The sequence below is a fragment of the Atribacter laminatus genome, from assembly GCF_015775515.1.
Classification (GTDB): Bacteria; Atribacterota; Atribacteria; order Atribacterales; family Atribacteraceae; genus Atribacter; species Atribacter laminatus.
This window is the reverse complement of the sequence record NZ_CP065383.1, coordinates 2,153,380-2,179,423: the sequence shown is the minus strand read 5'-3', so window position 1 is coordinate 2,179,423 and position 26,044 is coordinate 2,153,380. Positions and strand designations below refer to the sequence as shown.

At 40.1% G+C, this 26,044-nt stretch carries 23 protein-coding genes, 1 tRNA gene and 2 rRNA genes; 2 read left to right on the top strand and 24 right to left on the bottom strand.

Features of this window, described 5'->3' with window-relative positions; translation table 11 throughout:
* Positions 1 to 108: 108 nt before the first annotated feature.
* From RT761_RS09770 to RT761_RS09680, 19 genes are all read right to left on the bottom strand, one after another.
* A complete protein-coding gene (locus tag RT761_RS09770; protein ID WP_218111234.1) occupies positions 109 to 768 on the bottom strand; it encodes an MBL fold metallo-hydrolase in 660 nt (219 codons plus the stop codon).
* Positions 765 to 1,220, bottom strand: coding sequence for a D-aminoacyl-tRNA deacylase (dtd, locus tag RT761_RS09765; RefSeq protein WP_218111233.1), 456 nt, complete (start codon positions 1,218 to 1,220; stop codon positions 765 to 767). The genes RT761_RS09770 and dtd overlap by 4 nt, the downstream gene beginning before the upstream one ends.
* Complete coding sequence (locus RT761_RS09760; protein ID WP_218111232.1) at positions 1,217 to 3,427, bottom strand: RelA/SpoT family protein; 2,211 nt, start codon at positions 3,425 to 3,427, stop codon at positions 1,217 to 1,219. The genes dtd and RT761_RS09760 overlap by 4 nt, the downstream gene beginning before the upstream one ends.
* A gap of 245 nt (positions 3,428 to 3,672) precedes the next feature.
* Positions 3,673 to 4,188, bottom strand: coding sequence for an adenine phosphoribosyltransferase (locus RT761_RS09755; protein ID WP_218111231.1), 516 nt, complete (start codon positions 4,186 to 4,188; stop codon positions 3,673 to 3,675).
* Positions 4,189 to 4,202: 14 nt separating this feature from the next.
* Entirely contained in the window at positions 4,203 to 5,906 is a 1,704-nt protein-coding gene (recJ, locus tag RT761_RS09750) for a single-stranded-DNA-specific exonuclease RecJ (protein WP_218111230.1), read from the bottom strand.
* Between the two features lie 5 nt (positions 5,907 to 5,911).
* Positions 5,912 to 6,787: a protein translocase subunit SecF gene (secF, locus tag RT761_RS09745; protein ID WP_218111229.1), complete on the bottom strand. Its 876-nt coding sequence runs from the start codon at positions 6,785 to 6,787 to the stop codon at positions 5,912 to 5,914.
* A gap of 18 nt (positions 6,788 to 6,805) precedes the next feature.
* Entirely contained in the window at positions 6,806 to 7,999 is a 1,194-nt protein-coding gene (gene secD, locus RT761_RS09740; protein WP_218111228.1) for a protein translocase subunit SecD, read from the bottom strand.
* 37 nt (positions 8,000 to 8,036) lie between these two features.
* Complete coding sequence (gene yajC / locus RT761_RS09735; protein ID WP_218111227.1) at positions 8,037 to 8,372, bottom strand: preprotein translocase subunit YajC; 336 nt, start codon at positions 8,370 to 8,372, stop codon at positions 8,037 to 8,039.
* Between the two features lie 28 nt (positions 8,373 to 8,400).
* Complete coding sequence (gene tgt / locus RT761_RS09730; RefSeq protein ID WP_218111226.1) at positions 8,401 to 9,522, bottom strand: tRNA guanosine(34) transglycosylase Tgt; 1,122 nt, start codon at positions 9,520 to 9,522, stop codon at positions 8,401 to 8,403.
* A gap of 81 nt (positions 9,523 to 9,603) precedes the next feature.
* Positions 9,604 to 10,629, bottom strand: coding sequence for a tRNA preQ1(34) S-adenosylmethionine ribosyltransferase-isomerase QueA (gene queA, locus RT761_RS09725; RefSeq protein WP_343073782.1), 1,026 nt, complete (start codon positions 10,627 to 10,629; stop codon positions 9,604 to 9,606).
* Entirely contained in the window at positions 10,629 to 12,065 is a 1,437-nt protein-coding gene (locus tag RT761_RS09720; protein ID WP_218111224.1) for a SpoIID/LytB domain-containing protein, read from the bottom strand. The genes queA and RT761_RS09720 overlap by 1 nt, the downstream gene beginning before the upstream one ends.
* A 3-nt stretch (positions 12,066 to 12,068) precedes the next feature.
* Positions 12,069 to 12,224: a DUF2905 domain-containing protein gene (locus tag RT761_RS14300; protein ID WP_246465346.1), complete on the bottom strand. Its 156-nt coding sequence runs from the start codon at positions 12,222 to 12,224 to the stop codon at positions 12,069 to 12,071.
* A 38-nt stretch (positions 12,225 to 12,262) separates the two neighbouring features.
* On the bottom strand, positions 12,263 to 12,832 hold the full coding sequence (locus RT761_RS09710) for an epoxyqueuosine reductase QueH (RefSeq protein ID WP_218111223.1): 570 nt from the start codon (positions 12,830 to 12,832) through the stop codon (positions 12,263 to 12,265).
* Entirely contained in the window at positions 12,829 to 13,833 is a 1,005-nt protein-coding gene (gene ruvB, locus RT761_RS09705; RefSeq protein ID WP_218111222.1) for a Holliday junction branch migration DNA helicase RuvB, read from the bottom strand. The genes RT761_RS09710 and ruvB overlap by 4 nt, the downstream gene beginning before the upstream one ends.
* Complete coding sequence (ruvA, locus tag RT761_RS09700; protein WP_218111221.1) at positions 13,830 to 14,456, bottom strand: Holliday junction branch migration protein RuvA; 627 nt, start codon at positions 14,454 to 14,456, stop codon at positions 13,830 to 13,832. Before ruvA ends, ruvB begins: the two co-directional genes overlap by 4 nt.
* Positions 14,419 to 14,931: a crossover junction endodeoxyribonuclease RuvC gene (ruvC, locus tag RT761_RS09695; protein ID WP_218111220.1), complete on the bottom strand. Its 513-nt coding sequence runs from the start codon at positions 14,929 to 14,931 to the stop codon at positions 14,419 to 14,421. Before ruvC ends, ruvA begins: the two co-directional genes overlap by 38 nt.
* 6 nt (positions 14,932 to 14,937) lie before the next feature.
* Positions 14,938 to 15,687, bottom strand: a complete 750-nt coding sequence (locus RT761_RS09690; RefSeq protein ID WP_218111219.1) for a YebC/PmpR family DNA-binding transcriptional regulator — start codon at positions 15,685 to 15,687, stop codon at positions 14,938 to 14,940.
* A gap of 212 nt (positions 15,688 to 15,899) precedes the next feature.
* A 5S ribosomal RNA gene (gene rrf / locus RT761_RS09685) occupies positions 15,900 to 16,016 on the bottom strand.
* A 57-nt stretch (positions 16,017 to 16,073) separates the two neighbouring features.
* Positions 16,074 to 19,084: ribosomal RNA gene (locus RT761_RS09680) — 23S ribosomal RNA — on the bottom strand.
* A gap of 348 nt (positions 19,085 to 19,432) precedes the next feature.
* Here RT761_RS09680 and RT761_RS09675 point away from each other — a divergent pair.
* Positions 19,433 to 19,508: transfer RNA gene (locus RT761_RS09675), tRNA-Lys, on the top strand.
* A gap of 141 nt (positions 19,509 to 19,649) precedes the next feature.
* On the opposite strand, the gene RT761_RS09670 is transcribed toward RT761_RS09675, so the two are convergent.
* From RT761_RS09670 to RT761_RS09650, 5 genes are all read right to left on the bottom strand, one after another.
* Positions 19,650 to 20,939 carry an iron-containing alcohol dehydrogenase gene (locus tag RT761_RS09670; RefSeq protein ID WP_218111218.1) on the bottom strand — a complete coding sequence of 430 codons (1,290 nt, stop codon included), beginning with the start codon at positions 20,937 to 20,939 and terminating at the stop codon, positions 19,650 to 19,652.
* Positions 20,940 to 21,245: 306 nt separating this feature from the next.
* Positions 21,246 to 21,653: a hypothetical protein gene (locus RT761_RS09665; RefSeq protein ID WP_218111217.1), complete on the bottom strand. Its 408-nt coding sequence runs from the start codon at positions 21,651 to 21,653 to the stop codon at positions 21,246 to 21,248.
* Between the two features lie 228 nt (positions 21,654 to 21,881).
* Positions 21,882 to 22,259 carry a cupredoxin domain-containing protein gene (locus RT761_RS09660; protein WP_218111216.1) on the bottom strand — a complete coding sequence of 126 codons (378 nt, stop codon included), beginning with the start codon at positions 22,257 to 22,259 and terminating at the stop codon, positions 21,882 to 21,884.
* A 368-nt stretch (positions 22,260 to 22,627) separates the two neighbouring features.
* Positions 22,628 to 23,296: a P-II family nitrogen regulator gene (locus RT761_RS09655; protein WP_218111215.1), complete on the bottom strand. Its 669-nt coding sequence runs from the start codon at positions 23,294 to 23,296 to the stop codon at positions 22,628 to 22,630.
* Positions 23,297 to 23,303: 7 nt separating this feature from the next.
* Positions 23,304 to 24,782: a DUF1538 domain-containing protein gene (locus tag RT761_RS09650; RefSeq protein WP_218111214.1), complete on the bottom strand. Its 1,479-nt coding sequence runs from the start codon at positions 24,780 to 24,782 to the stop codon at positions 23,304 to 23,306.
* A gap of 234 nt (positions 24,783 to 25,016) precedes the next feature.
* On the opposite strand from RT761_RS09650, the gene RT761_RS09645 reads away from it, so the two are divergent.
* A complete protein-coding gene (locus RT761_RS09645; protein ID WP_218111213.1) occupies positions 25,017 to 26,027 on the top strand; it encodes a sugar ABC transporter substrate-binding protein in 1,011 nt (336 codons plus the stop codon).
* Positions 26,028 to 26,044: the final 17 nt, after the last annotated feature.

Sequence of the window (26,044 nt, the reverse complement as noted above, 5' to 3'; positions counted from 1 at the left end):
TCATCTGGCGCTGCCATGCAGTGTGAAGGATTATCCAAAAAATACCATCAAATGAATTCCTCCATTGAGGGGGGTTAGGGGAGTGTCTTTATAAAATAATGTGAGGAATTAACTAATACAATTCACGTATTCAAGGACATACGGATTCATTTTTTTCTCATTTTCAATCGTTGTTTCCGGGCCGTGACCAGGAAAAACTCTGGTTTCATCATCAAAACATTGCATGATCATGGTCAGGGATTCAAGGATCTCCTGAAATGAACCCCCCGGATGATCGGTTCTTCCTATTGAACCAGAAAAAAGTGTATCTCCGCAAAAAAGCCATTTTTGTTTAGGAAAGGATAAACACATACTTCCCGGTGTATGGCCAGGACTATGATAAAAGTAAACTTCTTCATCAAACAGTTCAAAAAGTTCTTTTTTTCCTCGAATTAGAATATCCGGTTCAGGCGATTGATAAGGTCGAAAAAATTCTACCGATAAGTTTAGATCAGGGTGGTTAAGATAGGCCACATCAGCTTCATAAACTATTATCTTGGCAAAGGGAAAATAGTTTTTAAAAAAATCATTTCCGTTAATATGATCAAAATGACCGTGGGTATTAATAATATATCTTAAAGTTAAATTTTTAGAAGTTATGAATTCGACCAACTCTTGAGAAGGGCCACCAGGGTCAATGAGGAGAGCTTCATTGCTATTATAAAGACAGTAACAATTGGTCATTAAATCACCGAGGGTATAGACTTCGACTCTTACATTGTTACTCATGCTTTTCTCCTTTCCTTGCTATCAAGCAAAATCGTCACTGGACCATCGTTGCTCAATTCAACTTGCATCATCGCTCCGAAAACCCCTTCAGCAATGGTTATATTCTGATCACGCAGATTTTGAGCGACTTGATCATAAAGTTTCTTGGCTTCTAGGGGTGCTGCCGCTTCATCATAACTCGGTCGAAGCCCTCTTCTACAATTTCCATAAAGAGTAAATTGTGATATAAGGAGAATCTCGCCTTGGATTTCCTTTAGACAGATATTCATTTTTCCTTGAACATCATCGAATATTCGAAGCTGAGGAATTTTTCTCACCATAAAATCTATGTCTAGTGAATTATCGTTTTTACCAACTCCTAAAAATACCACCATTCCTTTCCCAATTTTTCCAACTATCTTCCCGTCAATTAAAACTTGTGCTTTGTTCACTCTTTGAATAAGCGCTTTCACCGTAAACCAAATATTCCTCCTCTTCGTACACTCCTAACATTGGAAACCTTTTTTATTTCACGAAATAAATTATCAAGCTCAACTTTATTTTTTACCGATATTACTAAATATATACGAGCATCGTTCATCATAGAATGAGCATGGACTGATCGAATACTTACACCATAATTGGCTACTGTATTGGTAATATCCACCAGAAGCTTTGGGCGATCCAAAGCATCAACAACCAAACCAGCATCGTAAAAGCGGCCATAATTTTCATCCCATTCTGCCTCCACTAAACGCTCTTCATCTTGGGTCAATCTAACTAAATTATGGCAATCAAGTCGATGAATAGTAATGCCTTTCCCCAGAGTTACATAACCGACAATTTTATCGCCAGGAATTGGAGTACAACAACGAGCTAACTTAACAGCCAAACCAGTCGCTCCTTGAATGATAACCCCATCTCCACTGGTTTGAGCAGTTTTTTTTGTATCTGCTTTTCTTCGAGTTTGAAAACGTTTTCGAATATCAAATGGAACAACTTTTCCAATAAATTGATGAATGGTAAGTCGTCCTTCTCCGATTATAACATGCAAATCCTCAATTGTTTTATAGTTATTTGCTTCCATAAACTCGGTAATTTTAGCATTCACCAGGTTTTGTTCTTCTGGAGTAAGCGAAAACTTTTCCAGCTCTCTCTCCATAAATAATTTTCCTCTTTCTCGATTGGTTTCTCGATTCTTTCTGCGCAGAAATGCTCGGATTTTATTTCGAGCCGCAGGAGTTTTTGCTATTCTCAACCAGTCTAGGCTAGGTCCAGAAGAGGAACGGGAAGAAATAATTTCTACAATGTCTCCGCTTTTTAGTTCATAATCCAGTGGGACAATCTGCTTATTCACTCGCGCTCCAATGCAGTTATTCCCCACTTCAGTATGAATTAAATATGCAAAATCGATTGGACTTGAACCTTTGGGAAGTTTTTTTAAATCTCCCTTGGGTGTAAAAACATAAACTTCATCATCAAAAAGGTCAATTTTGAGGCTTTCCACAAATTCATGGGTGGTTCTCAGGTCTTGTTGCCATTCCAATATTTGCCTTAACCAAGCCATGCGTTCATTAAAGGCATCAGCCGAATCGGCGGATTTCCCTTCTTTGTACCTCCAATGGGCAGCAATTCCATATTCAGCAACATGATGCATTTCTTTGGTTCGGATTTGAATTTCCATTGGAACTCCACCAGGACCGATTACCGTGGTATGAAGTGATTGGTACATATTCGATTTGGGGAGAGCAATATAATCTTTAAACCTTCCCGCAACCGGCACCCAAAGAGAGTGTATCAGTCCTAATACTGCATAGCACTCTTCAACAGTATTGGTTATTACTCGAAGAGCAATTAAATCATGTAGATCTTCAAGGCTTACATTTTGACGATTGATTTTCAAATAAATACTATAAATGTTTTTCAAACGGCTTTGGATTTCTACAACTAAATTGGCTTGTTGAATCCTTTGAGAAAGCTTTTCTGTCGCTTCCTGGATTTGTTTTTCACGGTGATCTCTAATTTTTTCAATACCTTGTTGGATATTACAGTAAGATTCTGGATCAAGAAAATAAAGACTTAAATTCTCCAATTCGGTCTGAATCATACCAATACCAAGACGATGTGCGATTGGGGCAAAAATTTCCAAGGTCTCTCTTGCTATCAACTCCTTTTTGTCCCGGTATTGGAATTTTAAAGTTCTCATGTTGTGAAGACGATCAGCTAATTTTATAATAATGACCCGAATATCTTCAGCCATTGCTACAAAGAGACGTCTGTAATTTTCTATTTGTTCTTCCTCTTTGGAAGTAAAATGAAAACCAACATTTAACTTGCTTACTCCTTTCACTAAAAGAGTTATTTCTTTTCCAAATATTTCACCAACTTGAATTTCTGTCGATTTGGTATCTTCCAACACATCGTGAAGCAAAGCAGCGGCAATAGTGCTGTCATCCATTCGAAGGTCGGCAACAATGTGAGCTACTGATAAAGGATGAATTATATAGGGCTCGCCCGAAAGGCGACTCTGTCCGGTGTGAGCAGCTAATGAGTAATCATAAGCTTTTTTTATCAGTTCTCGGTCGCCATTGGGGTTATATGAATCAATTTTTTCTTGAAGTGATTCAAGAGTTATAGCTTTTGAAAAAATACTATTTATTTCTTCCTCATTACGAAGCATATTTCCCTCCCTTTTTTTTCAGAAAGAAAGGTGTGAGCTTCTTAATTAATTATCATAAAATACAAAATATGATAAACCCAGACTCACCACGTCACTTTGTGACATCCCCCACCAACGAAGTAGGTGGATCAGATTGTCACGTCTTCTAGCCAAAGAATGGTTCAACACCATGCAATAACGGTTTTAGATAAGCATTATCACTCTCATCACTAACTTCTCCCATTAAGTGAGAAGGGAAAATTTGGTCAGTCTAACTTAATCAAAGAGTAAACCTGATATTTATCGATAGCTTTTCTCCCCTGTAAAGACTCTAACTCTATTAAAAAGGCGATTCCGGCGATCTCTCCGCCGGCTTCCTCAATCATCTCACACACGGCACGGACTGTCCCACCTGTTGCCAGCAAATCATCGATAATCACCACTTTTTGATTTTTTTCTATGGCATCCAGGTGCATTTCCAGGGTGGCACTGCCGTATTCCAAATCATAAGTCTTTGATCTAACTGCTGCAGGTAACTTTCCCTTTTTTCGAACCGGTACAAATCCGGCATCCAAAAGATAGGCAACGACAGAACCTAAAATAAAACCTCGGGCTTCTATCCCAACAACGATGTCCACTTCTTGATCTTTAAAAAGATGATAGAGCGAATCGACAGCTTGGCGAAAAGCATCATGGTTTTTTAATAAAGTTGTTATATCTTTAAATTGAATTCCAGCTTTTGGGAAATCAGGAATATTACGAATAATAGAGGCTAAATCCATTTCTTTCATCCCTTTCATTTTTTTATTCGCCAATCCATAATCTTTAAATAAGGCTGATCCCAATATCCTTTACGAACTTCAAATATTAAATCGATCAGTGAGCTTGAAGCTAAATCAGATACATTCTCGCTCCGAATCATTGCATCAATACGATGTTGTCTCATTTTATTATTCTGCATAAGAACTAATTCCAACCGCTGTCGGTTTTTTCCCGAATACCACCTTTCATTGACAATAACATCTGAAGAAACAAACAATGGATTCGGATTTTTTTCTCCAAAAGGTTCCAGTTTTTTTAACCATAGCATAAACTGTGAATCAACATCAGCCATGGTTACCTGAGCATCTACAACTATACCATTTTTTTCTTTCAGCATCTTTACTCGTTCACTGAATAATTCATTTAATCGCTGTCGGAAAGTATCCAGATTATCTAAAGAAATTTTGAGACCGGCAGCCATTTCATGGCCTCCATACCGAATGAGTAATGATGAGACTTTTTCCAAAGAATCAGTAATATTAAATCCTAAAATACTTCTTGCTGAACCAACGGCGACAGAATCGTTTTCACTCAGTACAATTACCGGCCGTAATAGGCGTTCGCTTAACCTGGAAGCAATTATTCCTAAAACGCCAGTACTCCAGTTCTTTCCAGAAACCACTACGATTTCATCTTTCATTGCTTCCTGATTATTTTTGTCTTCGATCAAGCTTGAAAAAACTTTCGTTTCTTCTTTTTGTCGCTTTTGATTATACTCATTAAGAAGCTTGGCTTGTTGCAGAGCGTCATGATAATTATCACTAATCAAAAGTTCAAATGCCGCCCTTGGGTCTTCTACTCTCCCGGCAGCATTTAAACGAGGGGCAATAATATAACCAATCTGCTCTGATTGTATGTCTTTATTACTAAAACCAACCACTTCTATAAGCGCTTGCAAGCCACAACCCGGATTTTGATTAATTTTCTTCAAACCATATTTTACTATAACCCGATTCTCATCCAATAATGGGACGACATCTCCAACTGTTCCTACACAAGCTAGAGAAATAAATTCTTCAATAGGAGAAAGGGTCATTCCCCGATATATGGCATATTCGTGCGCTAAAGCTAAGGCTACTCCGGCTCCAGATAAAGGAAGGATTATTTTTTTATCATTCCAATCCCAGGTAGAAACCAGAACATCGGCATCAGGTCTCTCCTCGGGGTGGGGAACGTGATGATCGGTTATAATAATTTTTATTCCTTTATTTTTTAATATACTGACTCCTTTGATATCTTTTATCCCAGAGTCCACAGTAATAACCAAATCGGGATTCATTTTGATTATATTTTCTACAGCTTTTTCAGATAAACCATACCCTTCATGAAAACGACTGGGGATGTAAGTTTCCACGTAAGGAGTTATTTTTTTTAAAAAAAGAAATAGTATCGCACAAGCAGTTAATCCATCAGCATCATAATCACCAAAAATAAGGATTTTCCCATTTCCTTTAATAATTGCGTCTATTAGCAAAACAGCTTTTCTGAGGTCGGGTAGAGAACGAAGGTTATCCAGAGAGGACAGGTCGGGGTCTAAAAATGACTGAGCCTGGTTAGGGGTAATAATACCCCGATTCATAAGGACTCGCGCAATCGAGATTGGCGAACAGAGGCTGCCTGCTAAATGTTTCAAACAGCCTCTGTTTACTTTTCGGATCTGCCATTTCCTCTGATTCAAATAGTTTACCTCCTCAGAGGTTTTTTGACTTCCCACTCATAAAAAAGCATCGCAGCTACAAATATTGAAGAAAAAGTTCCGAATAACAAACCCATAAGCATCGTAAGAGCAAAGGGTTGCAACATTTTTCCTCCAAAAAAATAAAGGATTATAACTGCAATTATTGTAGTGGTTCCAGTCATTATAGTTCTCGAAAGGGTTTCATTGAGACTGGTATTGATAAGGGTTTTGGCGTCTTCTCGCTTGCGGTAGTTTAATCGTTCACGAATCCTATCCATAACCACAATAGAGTCATTAATCGAATATCCTAAAACTGTGAGAAGGGCTGCTAATATAGTAGTGTCAAATTCAATATTTAATAATGCTACCAACCCCAAAGTCATAATACCGGTATTGGCTAACGCTAAAACTGATGTTACAGCTGGCCGCAATTCAAAACGTATTCCAACATATATCAAAATTCCTATAATAGAAAAAATGAGAGCCAAATAGGCCGCTCGCCTTAATTCACTGCCAACCGTTGGTCCAACTTCTTCATTTCGAACTATTTTTAGTTCACCAATTTGATTTTTTAAGGTATCAGTAAGTTGATTTCTCTGGTCCAAAGTTAGCTGAGGTGTTCGGATGGCAACTTCATTGTCTGAAAATCTTTGAATGGTGCTTGCTGAAAGATCGAATTCGTCTAATACCTCCCGAACTTGTTCAGCGGTTACTTCTTGGGTAAAATGGTATTGAAGAAGTGTTCCACCACGAAAGTCCACACCATAATTTATACCACGGATTAATCCAACCACAGTAAGTATGATAAAAATGATACAAATTATATAAGGTAATTTCCGATGATCAACAAAATTAAAATTTGGTTTTACAAATATCTCCATATCGGGTCCCTCCACATCCTACGATTTAATTGTTGGTTTTGGTGCGAGATAATCAATCAGCACTCTTGTCACCCATATTCCAGTAAACATACTACAGATGATACCTAAGGTGAGAGTAATTCCAAATCCACGCACCGAACCCGATCCAATAAAGAACAACAACGCAGCGGCAATAATGGTGGTTATGTTCGAGTCAAGAATGGTTCGGAATGCCTTATCAAAACCAGCTTGAATTGCTGCTCTCCATGTTTTTCCAGCACGATATTCTTCTTTGATTCTTTCAAAAATTAAAACATTCGCATCAACCGCCATGGCGATGGATAAGATAAATCCTGCAATACCTGGCAAAGTAAGAGTCGCCTGTAAAACAGAAAGCAAAGCTAATGTAAACAGTGCATAACATACTAAAGCAATATCAGCAAGAATTCCTAACCAACCGTAGTAGAGGAACATAAAAATAAATACAAATATACCGGCGATTATTGCTGCTCTTAATCCACTAGTAATTGAGTCTTTTCCAAGGGATGGCCCAACCGAGCGTTCTTCAGCAACAACCACTTTAACCGGAAGGGCACCAGCTCTTAATAATATAGCTAAATTTTGGGCTTCATCCAGAGTAAACTGACCAGTAATTTGAGCATCACCTTGGAGAATAGGTTCCTGAACAACTGGATTGGATATTAAATTCCCATCAAGATAAATGCCAATTGGTTTCCCAACATTGGTGGTAGTAGCCTGACCAAATAGCTTTGCTCCCTCATCATTAAAAGATATAGAGACTGTTGGTCTTCCAAAACGGTCATATTGAACTTGAGCATTTTTAAGTGTTGCTCCGGTTAGTAGAGTTTTTCCAGTTTCATCTTTAAATTCCAACAAAGCAGTTTGTCCAATAATCTCCACTGCTCTTTGGGGATCGGCAATTCCTGGAAGCTGAACTAAGACTCTTTTTTCACCCTGTCGGAGAATTAATGGTTCAGCTACTCCTAATTGGTCTATTCGATTTCGAACAATTTCAACCACTCGTTTCACTGAATCTTCATCTAGGGGAGCTTCTGGAGTATCAACACACTCTAAAAGGATATGGGACCCTCCTTTCAAGTCCAAACCCAAACGAATTTTTTTCTCGACAGGAAATACTGAAATAATAGCCAAAACGACTAAAGCGATGGTAATGATTAATCTCCAGGGAAAATCTTTCCAATTCTTTGTCAAAATATCCTGCCCCCTTTAACCAATTTCTTTTCCTTTTTTACTTTTTCGTAGAAACTGCTGATTTGACAAAACGGATATTGACTCCCTTGGAAACTTCGAGGGTGATTTCATCATCGGACACCTGAATCACGGTACCATGAATTCCTCCAATGGTAACTACATGATCTCCCTTCTGTATGCTACTGATCAAATCTCTCTGAGCTTTTTGTTTTTGCTGTTGTGGTCGAATGAGCAAAAAGTAAAATATAACGATGATGAAAATGAGTGGAAGCAGTTGTGTAAACATGCTACCCGCTGGTGCGGCTGCCGGTGCGGCACCACCAGTTGCAGCGCCGCCAGTTGAAGCATACGCTATTGAGGTAAAGAAACCCATATTCAAATCACTCCTTTAAAAATTTGTTTTATGTATTTACAATCTGTCCCTGGAAGCGTGCTAAGAGATCAGATGATAAATCTTGAAAAGAACCGTTTAAAATGGCCTTACGAATGCGATTCATTAACTCTACCATAAAAAAAAGATTGTGTATAGTAGCCAGTTCAGCCGCTAAAATTTCTCCGGCTTTAAACAAATGACGCAAATAAGAACGAGAAAAATTTTGACAGGTATAACACTGACAATGGGGATCAATTGGGTTGGAATCTCGAGAATATTCTAATCGGTCGATATTCATTCTTCCCGACCAGGTTAGTAATGCTGAGTTTCTCGCATTCCTGGTTGGCAGAACACAATCAAACATATCGATTCCTCTCATCACCCCTTCAATGATACTATCAGGTGATCCCACACCCATAAGGTACCGAGCTTGCGATTTTGGTAAGTAAGGTTCTACCTCATCAATTATTGAATACATAATCGGTTTTGGTTCTCCGACACTCAATCCTCCAATGGCATACCCATCAAAACCAATATTTACAGTTTCTTCGGCACTGTATCTTCTCAACTCGGGAAGAGTCCCTCCTTGAAGAATCCCAAATAACATTTGTGAGTCTGATTGAAATGCTTCCCGACATTTTTTCGCCCACACCAGTGTTCGGTTAGTACTAGTCTTGACTTGAAAATCATTCGCTGGGTAGCCAACGCATTGATCAAGAATCATAACCACATCAGCACCAATGTCTTGCTGAATTTGCATTGATGTTTCAGGAGTAAAATTGTGAAGAGACCCATCTAAATGAGACCGGAAAAGAGCTCCTTGGTCATCAATTTTTACTAAACCAGAAAGACTGAAGATTTGGAAACCACCACTATCGGTGAGTATAGAACCATCCCACGACATAAAACGATGCAGACCACCCATCTCGCCAATCAAATCTTCTCCCGGACGGAGATGGAGATGATAAGAATTGCCCAACAACATTTTCACTCCAATAGCTTTTAAACGATCAGGAGCCATGGCTTTTACTGTTCCTTGAGTCCCAACCGGCATGAATACCGGGGTCGGAATATCGCCATGTGCGGTATGAAGTATTCCCACTCTGGCTTTTGTTTTTTCATCCTGATGCAAGAACGTAAAAGATTTCATGAGTATTGATTTCTCCTTTATTCAAATAAGCACGAATTGGTTGATGGATTTTTATGGTTAAAAACTTTATAAATTATACTTTTATATTATGAAAGTTGCATCTCCAAAGCTAAAAAAACGATAACGTTTTTCAATGGCTTCTTGATAAGCGGTTTTCATCAGTTCTGTTCCTGCAAAAGCACAAACCAGCATAAAGAGAGTGGAACGTGGAATATGAAAATTTGTGATCATGGCATCAATTATTTGAAATTGAAATCCTGGATAAATAAAAATATCAGTTTCTCCACTTTGTTCAACTATTCTTCCATGCTGATGATAAACTGATTCAAGAACACGAACGACCGTTGTCCCAACTGCGATCACTCGACCTCCATTATTTTTGGTCTCTCGAATCATCTCTGCCGTCATTCGGTTTAGCTGGTACCACTCGCTGTGCATTTGATGTTCTTCAATAATTGGAGTCTTCACTGGAAAAAAAGTTCCCAGACCAACATGAAGAGTAATCGAAGCAAATTGAATACCTTGAATTTTGAGCGTATCAATAAGTAACTGAGTAAAATGCAGTCCAGCTGTTGGGGCTGCAACCGAACCCTTCTGTTTTGCGTATATCGTTTGGTATTCTTCTAACTTTACGTTTGGAGTCTTAATATATGGCGGTGTTGGTGTCGCTCCAAAATTAAAAAATATTTCGTCTTCTTTTTCGGGGGGAAAAGAGGGACGAAGAAGCCACCAATCCTTTTCTCTTTCTTCCACCTGCCAAAAAATTTCTGGGTGCCCCGGAAGGGAGAGAATGGTTCCTTCTTTAATCCGTCGGGAATGATTAAGCATACAAGCCCAAAGCCCTTGGCGTCGATGCAGAAAAAGGAGTTCGATTTTCCCACCGGTTGGATTTTTTTTTGTAAAAAAACGGGCTGGAATCACTCGAGAATCATTGATGACAACAAGGTCTTTCGGTTTCAAATAAAGGCCTAAATCGAAAAATCTGCGATGCTCAATATTTTGAGAGAGGCGATTGATGACCATTAATCGGCATTGATCTCGCGGAATAACCGGCCGCTGGGCGATGAGTTCGTTAGGAAGATGAAAATCAAATTGATCAGTTAAAATCATTTAAAACGAGCCTTTTTTATTTCACAACCAGGAAAATAATGAAACAATATTTCCTGATAGGAATACCCTTTCATAGCCATTCCCCTAGCGCCCCACTGGGAGAGGCCAACCCCATGTCCATAACCTTTCCCCTTAAATAAGTAAACGGTATTGGTACGATAATTGGTTTTAGGATTATTATAAATATTATGAACTTCTTTTTCTTTTAATTCCTCTTTAGAGTTAGAAGGAGATGTTTGGTTGGTTTGTCCTAAATTTGATTTCTGTCTCTCTTGTTCCCGAAGACTTAAAAAAGTTAAGATATCGTCCAGGTTCCAATCTTTATCTAACATTTCCCGATAGCCCGGATCTTCATCGTCATGGCATGAATTATCTGAAATAAGAGGCGAAGGCAATGGAGTCGCTTTGGGCATTGGTGTTGGTCTGGACTGAATAATGGTTTTGGTAATAGGAGTGAGTTGAAAAAAGGTACTGGGAAGCCGGTCGTAACCCAGGGCTTCGCGAACCTTGCTCGCTGGAATTCGGTATCTCTTCAGTGTGGTCTGAATTAATAATTCTCTTACTCGATGGCTTCCGGAGTTTGGTTGTGCTTGAACATCAACAATCGTACCCTGAATAAAGCCGGCTTTTTGTAAAGACCGATTCAATTCCTCCGAGCTGATTTCCAACTCCCACTGGGCGTTAGGAGAGTCGCTTTCCCAGGGAGATTCAACACTCACCAAGTAAGAAACACTTCTCCCCCAAACATTTTGTGCTGAATCGGTATATCCACCACTCTCAGAGTGGAAACAAACTCCTGCTGGTTGACCTTGGTAAATAAGAATCAAGCCTTTTATAGTATCTATTAGTTTATTGGTAATAGGATCTTCAGCACTCACTCCTCCATAAACCTGGCAATGCGACGAAGCACAAAAATCATAACCTTGATCACGGTGACGCGCTAAGTTTTTTACAGCATAAGTACGAGCAGTAACAATTTGAGCTTTTACGGCTTCTTCGGGCCAATGTGGATTTATCTCCTTCTTAATCGTTCCTCGAATATAATCATCTAAATAAAGATGATTAATGACAGTCAGGTTTCCGTTCACACTTTTTAAAGTCAAAGAACCTCTATAAGGACGATCGTTTACCAAAATAAAACCTTTACCCTGGGTTGTAACTCGAAAAACCGAAGATACCAGTTTTTTCTCTTCCCAAATCACTTTATTCTTGCTGGTTCCAAAAGACAATTGCTCCTGGGCTGATATCGAATAACCTTTTTCATCAATTATAACTTTCAATCCAGCAGTAGAAGAAAGCACAACCTCGGATCTTCCATTGACAATACAAACTGTCACAACCGGTTCATTTTGGGCACGAACAGCTTCACCAGTAAAGAAAAATAAAAGAAATAAAAACATCAAGGGAATAATTGTTTTCTTTTTATTCATCATGTCTTACCGCCTAAAGATTGAGAATATAATTGTTAATATGATGCTGATGATTATGCAGGTCACCCAGGGGAAACAAAAGGTAACGTTTCCTTTTTTTACAATAATGTCACCCGGAAGCCTTCCTAAACGCTGAAGAATTGGTATTTTTGGTAAATACATCATGATTAAACCAATTATGATTAAAATCACACCAATAATTAAGATGGTTTTTGCCCAAAAAGAAATTTCCATATTCGTTTTTTGTCTCCCTCCCACAAGCTGAAAAGGCAACCACAATATTTCTGTCGATAAAGGTTTAATTCGATTGAGCGATCTCTGCTATTTCGATATAAGGGTTGGAAGTTCTTTTTTAAAAAAATCATATCTACATTATTCGCTATTTGTTCACCAACTAGAAAAATATTTTTCTGATTCTGATAAGGGCTGATAGTAAGAGTCGTTGAAAAATATTGAAATGAGTTCTTTTTTCCCCATTCTGCAACTTTTTTTAATCGTAGACGGTAGCATCCATTGCAACGATTGATTTCTGAGGAAATTGATTGAAAATAATCCATAGGTTGGTAAGGAAAAGGGGTTATGCCCCTCTGTCCGGTAGTTTCTATATATCGGTAAAAATTTTCTTCTCTCCGACAATATTCATCATAGGGATGGATATTAGGATTATAAAAAAGAAAGGTGACCTCCCACCCTTCTTTTTCAAGCTCTTCATACACTCCCGCCGCGCAAGGTCCGCAACAAGCATGAAGAAGAAGCTGCGGTTTGCTCATAATAACTTTTTCCCTTTAATATATTGATGGCCTTGAGGAGTGATCATTCTTCCTCGAGGAGTACGAATTAGTAAGCCAACTTTAATTAAAAAAGGCTCATAGACTTCTTCGACTGTGGCAGTATCTTCACCTAACATCGTTGCTAAGTTGTTGATTCCCACTGGTCCTCCATGATAGTGGTCCATTAAAATCTTCAATAAATTTCGATCCATGCGGTTAAGACCCATATCGTCGATTTCAAGGCATTCTAAGGCATCTCTTACTAATTGTTTATCAATCGTCGATTTTCCGTAATATTGGGCAAAATCTCTAACTCTTTTTAAAATTCGGTTGGCTATGCGAGGTGTCCCGCGAGACCTTCTAGCTACCTCATCTGAAGCATCTTGGTTAATCGGAATGTTCATAACCGACGCTGAGCGAAGAACAATAGCCGATAAATCGCCTTGATTATAGAAATCGAGTTTTTCAATGATTCCAAATCGATTTCTTAAGGGTGCACTCAAAAGACTGATGCGGGTCGTTGCTCCAATGAGAGTGAATGGAGGTAAATTTATTCTTACACTTCTTGCCCCTGGCCCTTTTCCAATTAAAATATCCAGAGCAAAGTCTTCCATGGCACCATAGAGAATCTCCTCACACACTCTGGGGAGCCGATGGACTTCATCGATAAATAAAACATCCCGATCTGATATTGTGGTCAGAATTGACGCAACGTCTCCTGAACGGGTTAAGCTGGGACCAGATAAATAGCGAATTGCGGCATTCATTTCGTTGGCAATAATTGATGCTAAAGTTGTTTTTCCTAAACCTGGAGGCCCATAGAGAATAACGTGGTCTAAAGACTCATCTCGAGCTAATGAAGCTTGAATAAAAACGTTGAGATTCGCCCTAACTTTATCCTGACCGATAAACTCACTCAGTCTTTTGGGTCGTAAAGATGTATCATCATCGTTATCCTTTAAAAAAGGGATGAAATCATTTGGTTTTGGAGTATCGTTCATTTCAAACCACCTATTTTACCCAATGCCTTTTTCAAAAGAATTTCAGTATCGTCAAATGTAGTTTGGTCTTCTTGCCAGAGAATATTTAAAACACCTTCAATTTCACCTGCAGAATACCCCAAACCAGCCAGAGCTGTTTTAACCTCTTTCCAGGTTTTTGTTATCTTCGGTGCAGATGAGGCAATAAAGTCGACCTTACCTAAACGAGGTTTTAATTCCAAGAGAAGTCTTTTAACCGTTTTTGAAGAAAGATTAATTCGAGAAGAGAGATAATCAACATTTTCAGCTAAAATAAGGTCAGTAAATTCTTTCCAGTGAATTCGGGTAAGAATTTTAAGGGCAGTTTTATGTCCAATACCCTTAACCCCACAAATTAAATCGAAGGTTTCTCTTTCCTTAAGATCTTCAAATCCGTAGTAAAAAAACTCTCCGTCTTCACGGAAATAAAAACGTATATAGAGTTTTTTTTGTTCTCCAATTTTTCCCGAAGAAACAAAGGGGGTCACTTTAATCCGAAAGCCATACCAATCAGTTTCAAGAATCCATTCATCATTTTCAATTGCTGCAATCGTTCCTCGAATTGAATCAAACATAGGAATAATTGGTTTCAGATTGAAAAGCATGACAAATGGCTACCGCCAAAGCATCGGCGACATCATCGGGAGTTAACTTTATCTCTTGAATATTAAGTATCGTTTTTACCATGTAGATTACCTGCTCCTTTTTTGCTCTCCCATATCCGACCACCGATTGCTTTACCTGAAGAGGAGTATATTCAAATACTGGAATAGATTGCATAGCAGCGTTTAACAAGATCACTCCCCTGGCTTCACCAACAGAAATAGCGGTCTTGGAATTTTTATTAAAAAAAATCTCCTCAACCGCCACTTCAACAGGATGATAATCATTAATTAAATGACCCATTTCTTGGTAAATTATATATAACCTTTCAGGGAGTGAAAGTTCTTTTTGGGTAACAATAACACCGCATTTGACAACTTCAATCCTTTCGCTCCCTTTTCTTTTCGCTATAATACCATATCCGGTCGTTGCTGTGCCCGGATCAACTCCCAAGACAATTTTTCCCTGTGATGACATCAGAAATTACTGCTCCAACGACTCAAGTAACTCATCAGAAATTTCAAAATTGGAAAAAACTTCCTGTACATCATCTAATTCTTCTAAGCTATCTATAAGGTTAAGTGTCTGTTGAGCTTGTTTGCCTTCCAGATGAACAGTAGTTTTTGGTACCATAGTAATTTCAGCATTGGAATATGCTATTTTATTTTCTTCAATCAAATCTTTAATCCGATCAAAATCTCCTGGTGAAGTAACAATATCAATTGTCGTGTCGGAGGTCTGTATGTCCTCTGCACCAGCATCTATAGCTATCATCGTTAAATCATCTTCTTCAACGCTTCCCTTATCAAAGGAAATCAAGCCTTTTCTTTCAAAAATCCAAGCAACCGAGCCATTTTCTCCTAAATTTCCACCTAATTTACTAAATAAATGTCGTACCTCTGCAGTGGTTCGATTTCGATTGTCGGTTGTTGCATCAACCATCACCGCTACTCCTCCGGGTCCATATCCTTCATAAGTTACTTCTTCAATAGCTACTCCTTCCAGTTCTCCAGTTCCTTTTTTAATTGCCTTATCAATATTATCTGCGGGCATATTAATTTCACGGGCTTTTAATATTGCGTCTCTAAGTCTTGGATTATTATCTGGGTTTCCTCCACCCTGTCTTGCTGCTACAGTTATTAACCGAATCAATTTGCTAAACGCTTTCCCACGAGCTGCATCAGTTTTCCCTTTTTTATGTTTAATAGATGCCCATTTTGAATGTCCAGACATAGGTTTCCCCCTTCATAAAAAAGTCTCAACATATTCTACCATATAAGTTTCTTGTAGTTCTACCCTTTCAGTACAGTAATCAGTAACGAGTTAATTTATTTCTTATCTTGGTATTTTCTTTTTAAACACTCCAGTGTTTTATATCTTTTTATTCAAAAAAATAGGGCTGAAGATCATCTCTCCAGCCCTATTTTTGTCATTCTCATATTAGCTCCCGGCAGCGTCCTACTTTCCCACCCAGCTGCCCAGGCAGTATCATCGGCGTTGGAGGGCTTCACTTCCGGGTTCGGAATGGGACCGGGTGTGGCCCCTCCGCCATGGCCACCGGGAAACGTGCTAAAATCTGTCAGGAATACCTGGTGTCTATTTGAAATGATGAGTGCAATGCGGTCAAGTCCTCGACCGATTAGTACTCCTCAGCTCAAGATGTTACCATCTGTACACTTGGAGCCTATCAACCGGGTCATCTTCCCGGGGTCTTACCTGGTTACCCAGTGGGATATCTGATCTTGGGGTGGGCTTCGCGCTTAGATGCTTTCAGCGCTTCTCCCTTCCGAACACAGCTACCCAGCAATGCCCCTGGCAGGACAACTGGAACACTGGAGGTTCGTCCATCCCGGTCCTCTCGTACTAGGGACAGCTCCCCGCAAATATCCTCCGCCCGCGACAGATAGGGACCGAACTGTCTCACGACGTTCTAAACCCAGCTCACGTACCGCTTTAATGGGCGAACAGCCCAACCCTTGGGACCTACTTCAGCCCCAGGATGCGACGAGCCGACATCGAGGTGCCGATCCTCCTCGTCGATGTGGACTCTTGGAGGAGACCAGCCTGTTATCCCCAGAGTACCTTTTATCCGATGAGCGATGGCCCTTCCACTCAGAACCACCGGATCACTAGGCCCGACTTTCGTCTCTGCTTGAAGTGTCCCTCTCGCAGTCAGGCTCCCTTCTGCCCTTACACTCGACGCACGATTTCCAAACGTGCTGAGGGAACCTTAGGGCGCCTCCGTTACATTTTAGGAGGCGACCGCCCCAGTCAAACTGCCCGCCTGACACTGTTCCCCTTTGGGATTCACCAAAGCGGGTTAGAACCTGGATAGGCCAAGGGTGGTATCTCAAGGATGGCTCCCCGGAAGCTAGCGCTCCCGGTTCACCGCCTCCCACCTATCCTGCACAGGGTATATCCGGATTCAATATCAGGTTACAGTAAAGGTTCACGGGGTCTTTCCGTCTAGTCGCGGGTAACAAGCATCTGCACTTGTAATGAAACTTCGCCGAGCTCCCCGTTGAGACAGCGCTCCAGTCGTTGCGCCGTTCATGCGGGTCGGAACTTACCCGACAAGGAATTTCGCTACCTTAGGACCGTTATAGTTACGGCCGCCGTTTACCGGGGCTTCGGTTCAGAGCTTCGCTCGAAAATTGCTTTCCAAGCTGACCCCTCCCCTTAACCTTCCGGCACTGGGCAGGCGTCAGACCCTATACATCGCCTTGCGGCTTAGCAGAGTCCTGTGTTTTTATTAAACAGTCGCCAGAGCCATTTCTCTGCGACCCCTGCCGGCCTGTGAGGGCGAACCTCTCAACCGGTATGGGGCACCCCTTCTTCCGAAGGTACGGGGTTAGATTGCCGAGTTCCTTAACGGGGGATCACTCGCGCGCCTTGGAATACTCTTCCCACCTACCTGTGTCGGTTTGCGGTACGGATACCGCCGTTCTCACTAGAGGCTTTTCTTGACAGCATGGGATCAACCAGTTCGCTCCCGTAGGAGCTCCCCGTCACCTCTCGGCGTTCTCGAGGAAAGGGATTTGCCTCCTTCCTCCGCCTACCGGCTTAGACAGCGACGTCCTTCACGCTGCTGGCCTACCCTTCTGTGTCCCCCCATCGCTACAAACGATTGGCGGTAGTGCCGGAATGTGGACCGGCTGCCCATCACCTACGCCTTGCGGCCTCGGCTAAGGATCCGACTAACCCTGAGAGGACGAGCCTTCCTCAGGAAACCTTAGGTTTACGGCGGAGAGGATTCTCACCTCTCTTCTCGCTACTCATGCCGGCATTCTCACTTGGGATACCTCCATGGGTCCTTACGGTCCCACTTCGACGGCCTACCCAACGCTCCCCTACCAACCAGCGTATGCTGATTCCGCAGCTTCGGCAGCAGACTTGAGCCCCGTGAATATTTCGGCGCAACACCGCTCGACCAGTGAGCTATTACGCACTTTTTAAAGGATGGCTGCTTCTAAGCCAACCTCCTGGCTGTTACGGCAGTGTCACCACCTTTCCCACTTAGTCTGCGTTTGGGGGCCTTAGCTGGCGGTCTGGACTGTTTTCCTTTTGACAACGAAGCTTATACCCCGCTGTCTGACTCCCAGGCGTTGAGGAGAGGTATTCGGAGTTTGGTTGGGTTTGGTAGGCGGGTAAGCCCCCTAGCCCATCCAGTGCTCTACCCCCTCTCCTTTTGCCTGAGGCTAGCCCTCAAGCTATTTCGGGGAGAACCAGCTATCTCCAGGTTTGATTGGCCTTTCACCCCTATCCACAGCTCATCCAAGCAGTTTTTAACCTACACTGGTTCGGACCTCCACGGGGGTTTAGCCCCGCTTCATCCTGGCCATGGATAGATCACCTGGCTTCGGGTCTACAGTGACTGACTGATGCGCCCTCTTCAGACTCGGTTTCCCTCTGGCTTCGTGGGGAAAACCCACTTAACCTCGCCAATCACCGTAACTCGCCGGCTCATTCTCCAAAAGGCACGCAGTCAGGCGGACTCGGACTAGGTCCGGATCATCGCCCTTCTACGTTTTGTAGGCATACGGTTTCAGGTTCTATTTCACTCCCCTCCCGGGGGTCTTTTCGCCTTTCCCTCACGGTACTGGTTCACTATCGGTCGTCAAGGAGTATTTAGCCTTAGGGGGTGGTCCCCCCAGATTCCCACGGAATTCCACGTGGACCGCAGTACTTGGGAGCCAACTCAAGAGATACCGCTGGTTTTGCCTACCGGGCTTTCACCGTCTTTGGCGAGGCTTTCCAGACCTCTTCGACTACCAGGGTATTTGGTGACTCTTGGGTGGTGCCGGACACCACCACAGTTGGTCCCACGACCCCGTATCCGCAACGCTTCCGGGCTTGACACGGATACGGTTTAGGCTGTTCCCGGTTCGCTCGCCGCTACTTCGGGAATCACGGTTGTTTTCTGTTCCTCAGGGTACTGAGATGTTTCAGTTCCCCTGGTTTGCTTCCTCAGTGAAGAGGATGCTGGAGGTTGGCTCCAGCGGGTTGCCCCATTCGGAGATCTCCGGATCAACGCTCGCTTACAGCTACCCGAAGCTTATCGCAGTTGGCCACGTCCTTCATCGCCACTTGACGCCAAGGCATCCACCGTACGCCCTTTCTTAACTTGACCGCAAAATCCTAAAATTCTTTTTGATCAGGTTTAACAAAAGGTTTGATTGATTGAAGTGTATTCCTGACAGATTCTATTCGGTTTTCAAGGTGCTTCTTAAAAATGCCATTTCACTGGCAAATAGTATTCTAATAGCATCCAGTCTTTTTTGCAAGGGGCAAAATGAATTTTTTCTTTATTTCTTTTCTATTCTGAAAAAAAGGGTAAGAAGTGAGTGTGAGCACTGAGCTAAAAAAATTCACCCTCATCCTTCCCTTCTCCCGTTTTTCCTCTTTATATTTCATGAAAACTCTTCATAACCGGTTGACAGAACCACCAAATTGATATATATTTTTGCAGTTGACGAGTGGGCCATTAGCTCAGTTGGTAGAGCACCGGACTTTTAATCCGGGTGTCGAAGGTTCGAATCCTTCATGGCTCACCATTCTTTTCCTGCTTTAATATCCAACCTTTTTAATTTAAAGAACCCTCGATGCCTCTACGAATATTTTTGACTTTAATGGGAGATAAAGAATCTTTTATGGACTCTCTTGGCGAATTAATTAACAATCATCAATAAAAGAAATTATGCTTTCATTTTTATTAAATCGAAATTCCCGGTTTTGGCAGCTTCTAAAATTGGCGCCATATATTCATCTACCTCAGTTGCGTTGATTTGAACCGGCAAGCTTTTGAGCTTCATTTCTAACTGGGGATCCTTGGCCGCTTGCAAGGTGCGCTCAATATATTGATCGTTAAATCCCGGGAGATCTAATAATTTGATTGGAAAATTAATGCTTTTATAAAACCGGGTTAACCCTCCTGCTACCTCAACCCCTAAATCCTTTCCGTGTAATTGATTAAGCTCCACCGAAATAAAATCCTTTTCCTTGAGAAGATTCCCGAATAACCGGACTTTTTCTTCAATAGCAGAAGCAAAGAAAACAGTATAATAAATATTCATAATGCCACAGGCGCGCCCGTGACTGGATATATCTACTAAAGAGTAGCTGGAAAGATGAGCGCCGTTGGTTCCACAAATCATAATTGCATTCCCACCTAAATCGGTTCCAAGTCCCAATCCTTCTCTGGCTTCCAAATCATTAGGGTTTTCGCTTGCATTTTTAGTGTTATCCAAAATTAATTCGATACCGGTTAGAGATATTTTCTTAAGATATTCCATTTTATCCTGACTTACACCGTAAAAAGATTCCAAACAATGAGAAAGACCGTCCATCGCTCCATCAACGGTGAGTTCGGTTGGCGCGGTAGTTGTAACCGTATAATCAAAAATTGCTCGATTTGGTATTATGGCATCATCTACAATCAGTTTTTTCTGACCAGCAACTGGATCAGTTACTACGGCATACCTGGTAAGGTGTGATCCAGAACTAGCCGCCATTTCAACTGCAACTAAAGGCAATAGCTTTTTGCCGGTTTGCTTTATCCCCTTCGTTACCAAACCAGCACCTAAATAGGTATCGATTTCTGGGCTATAAACACCGAGGGAAGCTAATGCATTGGCTATTTTGGCCGCATCAATCGAGCTCCCACCCCCAATAACTACTATACAATCAGGCTTAAAATGTAAAATATAGCTTTCTAACCGATAGACATCTTCTCGAGGAGTGTTGGGCTTAGCATTGTGGAAAACCCTTCCTCCAGCAATGGTGACTTGATGTTTTTTCAATGAATTTAATATCCGGTTTATAATTTGTTCATGTAATTTCGTATTGGCTATGACTAATGCTATTTTTCCACATTTTGCTGTATGTTGACCGACTGAGTCCAAAACATCGAGGCCAAAGCTATAGCTTTTACCTTTAAAATTGCGTATCAATTCATATGCTTCTTTTTTTAATTGGTTCTTATCCATTAAATCCACACCTTTTACATTAATTTATATAATAATAGACATTTATGCCACTTTTTGTTACCAAATGATAATGAAAATCTGGATAGGATATAAAACAGGAATTCGACATGCCATGGCATGTCGCTACATTAAACGAGTACAATAAAATGTGTAAAATCTTTTGTAGGGGCTTGATTTTATCAATCCCGTAGATGGGTTTCCAATATAAGTATAACAATTAATAATTATATTCAAATAATAAAAGCCTTGCATTTTTTTACTAAAAAAATCTCAAAATTCTCAATCTCCCAATTCATTTTTGGGAAATCACCAATTGACAGTACAAGTTTTTTCATCTGGTGTTCCATCATCGTAAGTTCCACTGAAAGCAATTTTTAAAGTTCCTGTCAATATTCCTGGAGTAACAGTCAAATCTACACATCCTGAATTTGTCTCGGATTGTCCCGCTGGGCAATAAGCTTCTGCTTCAGGAATACCCTGTGCCGGCCCACAAATACCTAAAACACAAACTGTTACTTCAACCTTGGTAATTGTAAAACCCTGAGTGCTATTATTGGCAAGGCTACTCTGATAACAGATTTGATTATTGGAAAGCTGGGTAGTTATGGAGCAAACTAGATTGCTCGATAGGTCGTTTTGTGGAGTACCGCTGCAACCATTTAAGAAAATGATAAACGTTAAAGATAAAATAGCTAAAATAAAAGCTCTTTTCAATACATACCTCCTTTAATAAATGATATCTTTTATTCATTTTAAAAAAAGTATATTATTGATTCTTTGCTTATACAAGTCTTCAAAATTCAATCGGTTATAATCTTTGTGATCTTTTAATTCTTCCCACAACAACAAATCTCGTTCAATAATATTTTTTTGATAAAGTGAGTCTTCCTAGACTCTCCCTAAGTCTCCTCAAAGCACCTAGTGTAGGTCTATTCTATCGGCTTATTGAACTATAACTACCCCAGTCATTCTCCCCGTAGGTTGAAATTTACAACGATAGTGAAATTGCCCAGTGTTTATAAAAGTTCTTTCATAGATCCATCCTGGTTCTATAGCTCCACTATCAAAAAACACTCCCTCCATCTCATTTGACATTTGACAGGTAACTGAATGGACTTCTGTATCCATATTTACCCAAGTAATTTTTGTTCCTGGGGTGACAGTGATCGTTTGAGGAACAAAGCTGTCATTAATCATAAATACCGTGTTTTCTGGTACTGTTGTAGGTTGAGGTGAATGAGGGGTACAACCGGAGAAGATAATTACCAAAACCAATATGAAAAAACCGGGATATAAAATTCTTTTTATAAAATTGCCCAATTCTCTTTCCCTCCTCAAGAACTGAAATCAAAAAAACAATATTTCCCTTATTATAGCAAACTATTTAGTGTATTTTAAAAATTCCAGTATAATTCTCATAGAAGTAATAGGAGGACAATTATATAAATCATTTAAAAATTTTAGGATTGACGTTTGGGTCACTTTTGCCATGAACCATAACAATGAAAACTTCAAGAGTCCCTTTTAAAAAATTTATTCTTTTAAATCTTTTTAACTCTGTAGCAGTTATTTTAGACGGTTACCAAGTTAGCTTAAAATGAAAGAGAGTTTCTCGAAACTAATTAGGAATGATCAAGTAGTTCAAGAGATAAATTCTTTACCATTTACTGGAAATGCTCGGTTGAATCCTATTTTAATAAGCCATAAGTTTTGTTTACATCGAGAACAAAGATAATTCCTTTTCCTGGCTCATCAATTTTGAGCTCTTCCCTAATTTTTTGAACAATTGGATCGGTGAGATCGCTCTTCGAAATAATAAAAACGATTTCCTTTTCGGGTTCGATCGCCATTGAAAATAAGGTTTCGGTTTCATGAATACCGGAGCCTCTGGCGTTAATAATGGTTCCTCCCCGCGCACCAGCTGATTTCGCTGCATTAATAACCGATTCTGCTTGACCCTTATCAACTACCACAAATATCGCATTATACATAATATTTTCCCCTATCTCGCTTTTCGTCTTTTTTCTAAAAATACAATTTTGAGCTCCCAAATAATTACTTAAAGAGAACGTAAAAGCAATTCCTTGGTTCGGTTTTTGTAAGTCGAATTTCTTTTCGATGGCATTCATGACCAAATATCCTAATTCTTTTTCAGCCACAATAAATACAATCTCTCTTCTTATTTCAAAAAGCTCAAGAGCTTCTAACCAATGGTTCTTGATTGTTCCCTTGCCTAAAATAACAGTTGCACCACTAATACCATGCTGTTTTGCAAATTTAATAATTTTACTCCCAACACCATGGTTCACTATTACACAAAACAATTCATACTCTTTACTCTCAGGACATATATCCATTCTTCTTTTATATCCCTCTTTTTCCTGATTTTCGTTTATAGAGAATACCAATAATTTGTATAGCAATCAACGGTGTTAATGCCACCATAGCTATCATTCCAAATCCATCAATTAAAATATTAGCACCTTGAGTTGCACTGGCCGTACCTTGTGAGAATGCTAAAATAAAAGTTGCCGTCATTGGACCAGAGGCAACACCTCCTGAATCAAAAGCAATTCCAACAAATAAATTTGGGACAAAAAAAGACATCACCAAAGCAATAAAAAATCCCGGCAAAAGATAGTGCCACAATTGAATTCCTGGTATGACAATCCTAAGCATTGACAAAGCCACAGCAATACCCACTCCTACCGATAGGGCAATATTGATTATTCTTTTCTGAATATATCCAGAAGTTATATCCTCAATTTGCTCGGTTAAAACGTGGACAGCCGGTTCAGCTAATACTGTGACCAACCCTAAAATAAAACCCACAATAACAATTATCCAATGGCTATTGAGTGATGCCACCTTATAACCGATTATATGCCCAACTTCCATAAATCCTGCGTTGACACCAAGCAAAAAAATCACCAGTCCAATATAGGCATAGATGAGTCCTTTAAAAACTCGAATGAATGCTCTTTTTGGTAAATCTTTGACAATAAACTTATACAATATAAAAACAACCAACAAGGGAAACATGGCGAGCATTATTTCAATCATTATAACCGGGAGTTTTTGAATAAAGGGATCTAGAACGGATGAAGAATGTGGAATTTGATTGACTGCTACATTTGAGAATGTATTTTGCCTTATTAATAAACTTACCAGAATAATAGATAGAATTGGCCCTATTGAAGTAATACCGACTAAACCAAAGCTATCTTCCTCCGAAGCTATCCCGTTCTTTTTTAGAGAAGAAATACCGACGGCGAGAGCTAAGATAAAAGGAACGGTCATAGCACCGGTGGTTGCACCAGAAGCATCAAAACCTATTGCTAAATATTCCGGGGTTGAAAAAAAAGAGAGAATTAAAACTATAAAATACATTCCTATGAGAACTTTTTGAAGAGATATATTAAATATAATTCGAAACAAACCAATGGTCATAAGAATTGCTATTCCAATAGAAACGGTAATCAAAATGCTTATTTTGGAAATGGTTCCAGATGTCACTAAATCAATTTGATTGGCTAAGACATGCAAATCAGGTTCAGCAATCGAAATAAAAAATCCCAAAATGAGGCCGGCAATGCCTATAATTATTATCTTGTTACTTTTTACCAATACCGAACCCATGAGATGACCAATTTGACTCACACCCAAGTCTACACCTAATAAGAAAACTGATAGACCAATAAATATTAAAGCAGCACCAATTATAAATCTGAACAGCTGATACAATTCCACCGGAGCAATTGTAAAATGGAGAATAAAAACGATAATGGTGATAGGAAAAACCGAAACGAATACTTCTCTTAGTTTATCAACCAGAATATTCAAAAATATTAGTTCCTTTCAATTAAAAATTGCAATGGTCTTTTTTATAACTGATGAATTATTTTTAAGCTTATTTATTAGTTCCTGAACACATCATAAAAGAATTTGAGATTCTTATCAAGACAACCTTTTCCTTAGCTTCTCTTGATTTACTCATTGTGACAGCCAACTTACTTGACAATCGAATCAATGAAAACCTACAATTGAATTTAGAATTTAATAAAGGAGGGAATTACCATGAAGGTAAAAAAAGTGTTTTTAAGTCTTCTAATTCTGGCTCTCTTACTATCTATTTCAATACCAGTTCTTGCTTTAACTTACGGATACGTTACGCCTGGTCCAGATACTTGGTATAAAAAGGATGTTGAGGGATTTTCCTATGGAGCTGAGATGGCTGGTGTTGAGGTGATCGTCTTGAATTCCGATTATGACACCGAAAAAGAAATTACCAACATTAAAACTTTAATAGATATGGGCATTGATGGAATGTGTATTTTCTCGTTCAACCCCAACGGTGCTTTTATAGCTGCCCGTGAATGTGCCGCTGCCGGAGTCCCGTTAGTGGTTACCGACAATGTCGGTCAGGTCTTAGCCTCTCCCGATGAGGTGGTCGCCTGCATCGATTTTGACTGGAAAGGTATGGGTGTGAATGTTGCCGAATATATCGCTAACAATTATCCAGGAGAAAAAATTGCAGTCATCATGGGTTTGTTTGAACACATTCCAGTTCAAATGTTCCGGGAGTCCTTCGAACCCAAAGTTGCCGAATTGGGTAAGAATGAAATTGTAGCAGTGCGAGATGGAAAATACACTCCTACTGTCGCTGTCGACCAGGCCCAAGATCTTATCGAATCCGGGTACGATTTCACCATTCTTTTTGTCTTTAATGAAGAGATGGGTGCAGCAGTAGTTCGAATGCTTAAAGGACGAGATTTATTGAATAATCCTATCAAAGTCATCACTACCAATGGAGCTCCGTATGGCATTGAATTGATTAAAGAGGGAGGCATTCAATACTCAATCTCGACTTCACCCGGTTGGGAGGGCCTAGTTTCTTTCCTGGCTCTCCATTCTTATGTGAAAGGACAGATTACTGACAAACGCCAGCAAATTCTTTTACCAAATACACCAATAACACCTGAAACAATAGACGATAAAACCAAGGTGGTTCCTTGGGATGTCGATCCAGTTTGGATCGAACTCACCAAAACCTATTTTCCTCAATATAATGACCTTGAAGTTTATTAAAATTTGAATAGAAAAGA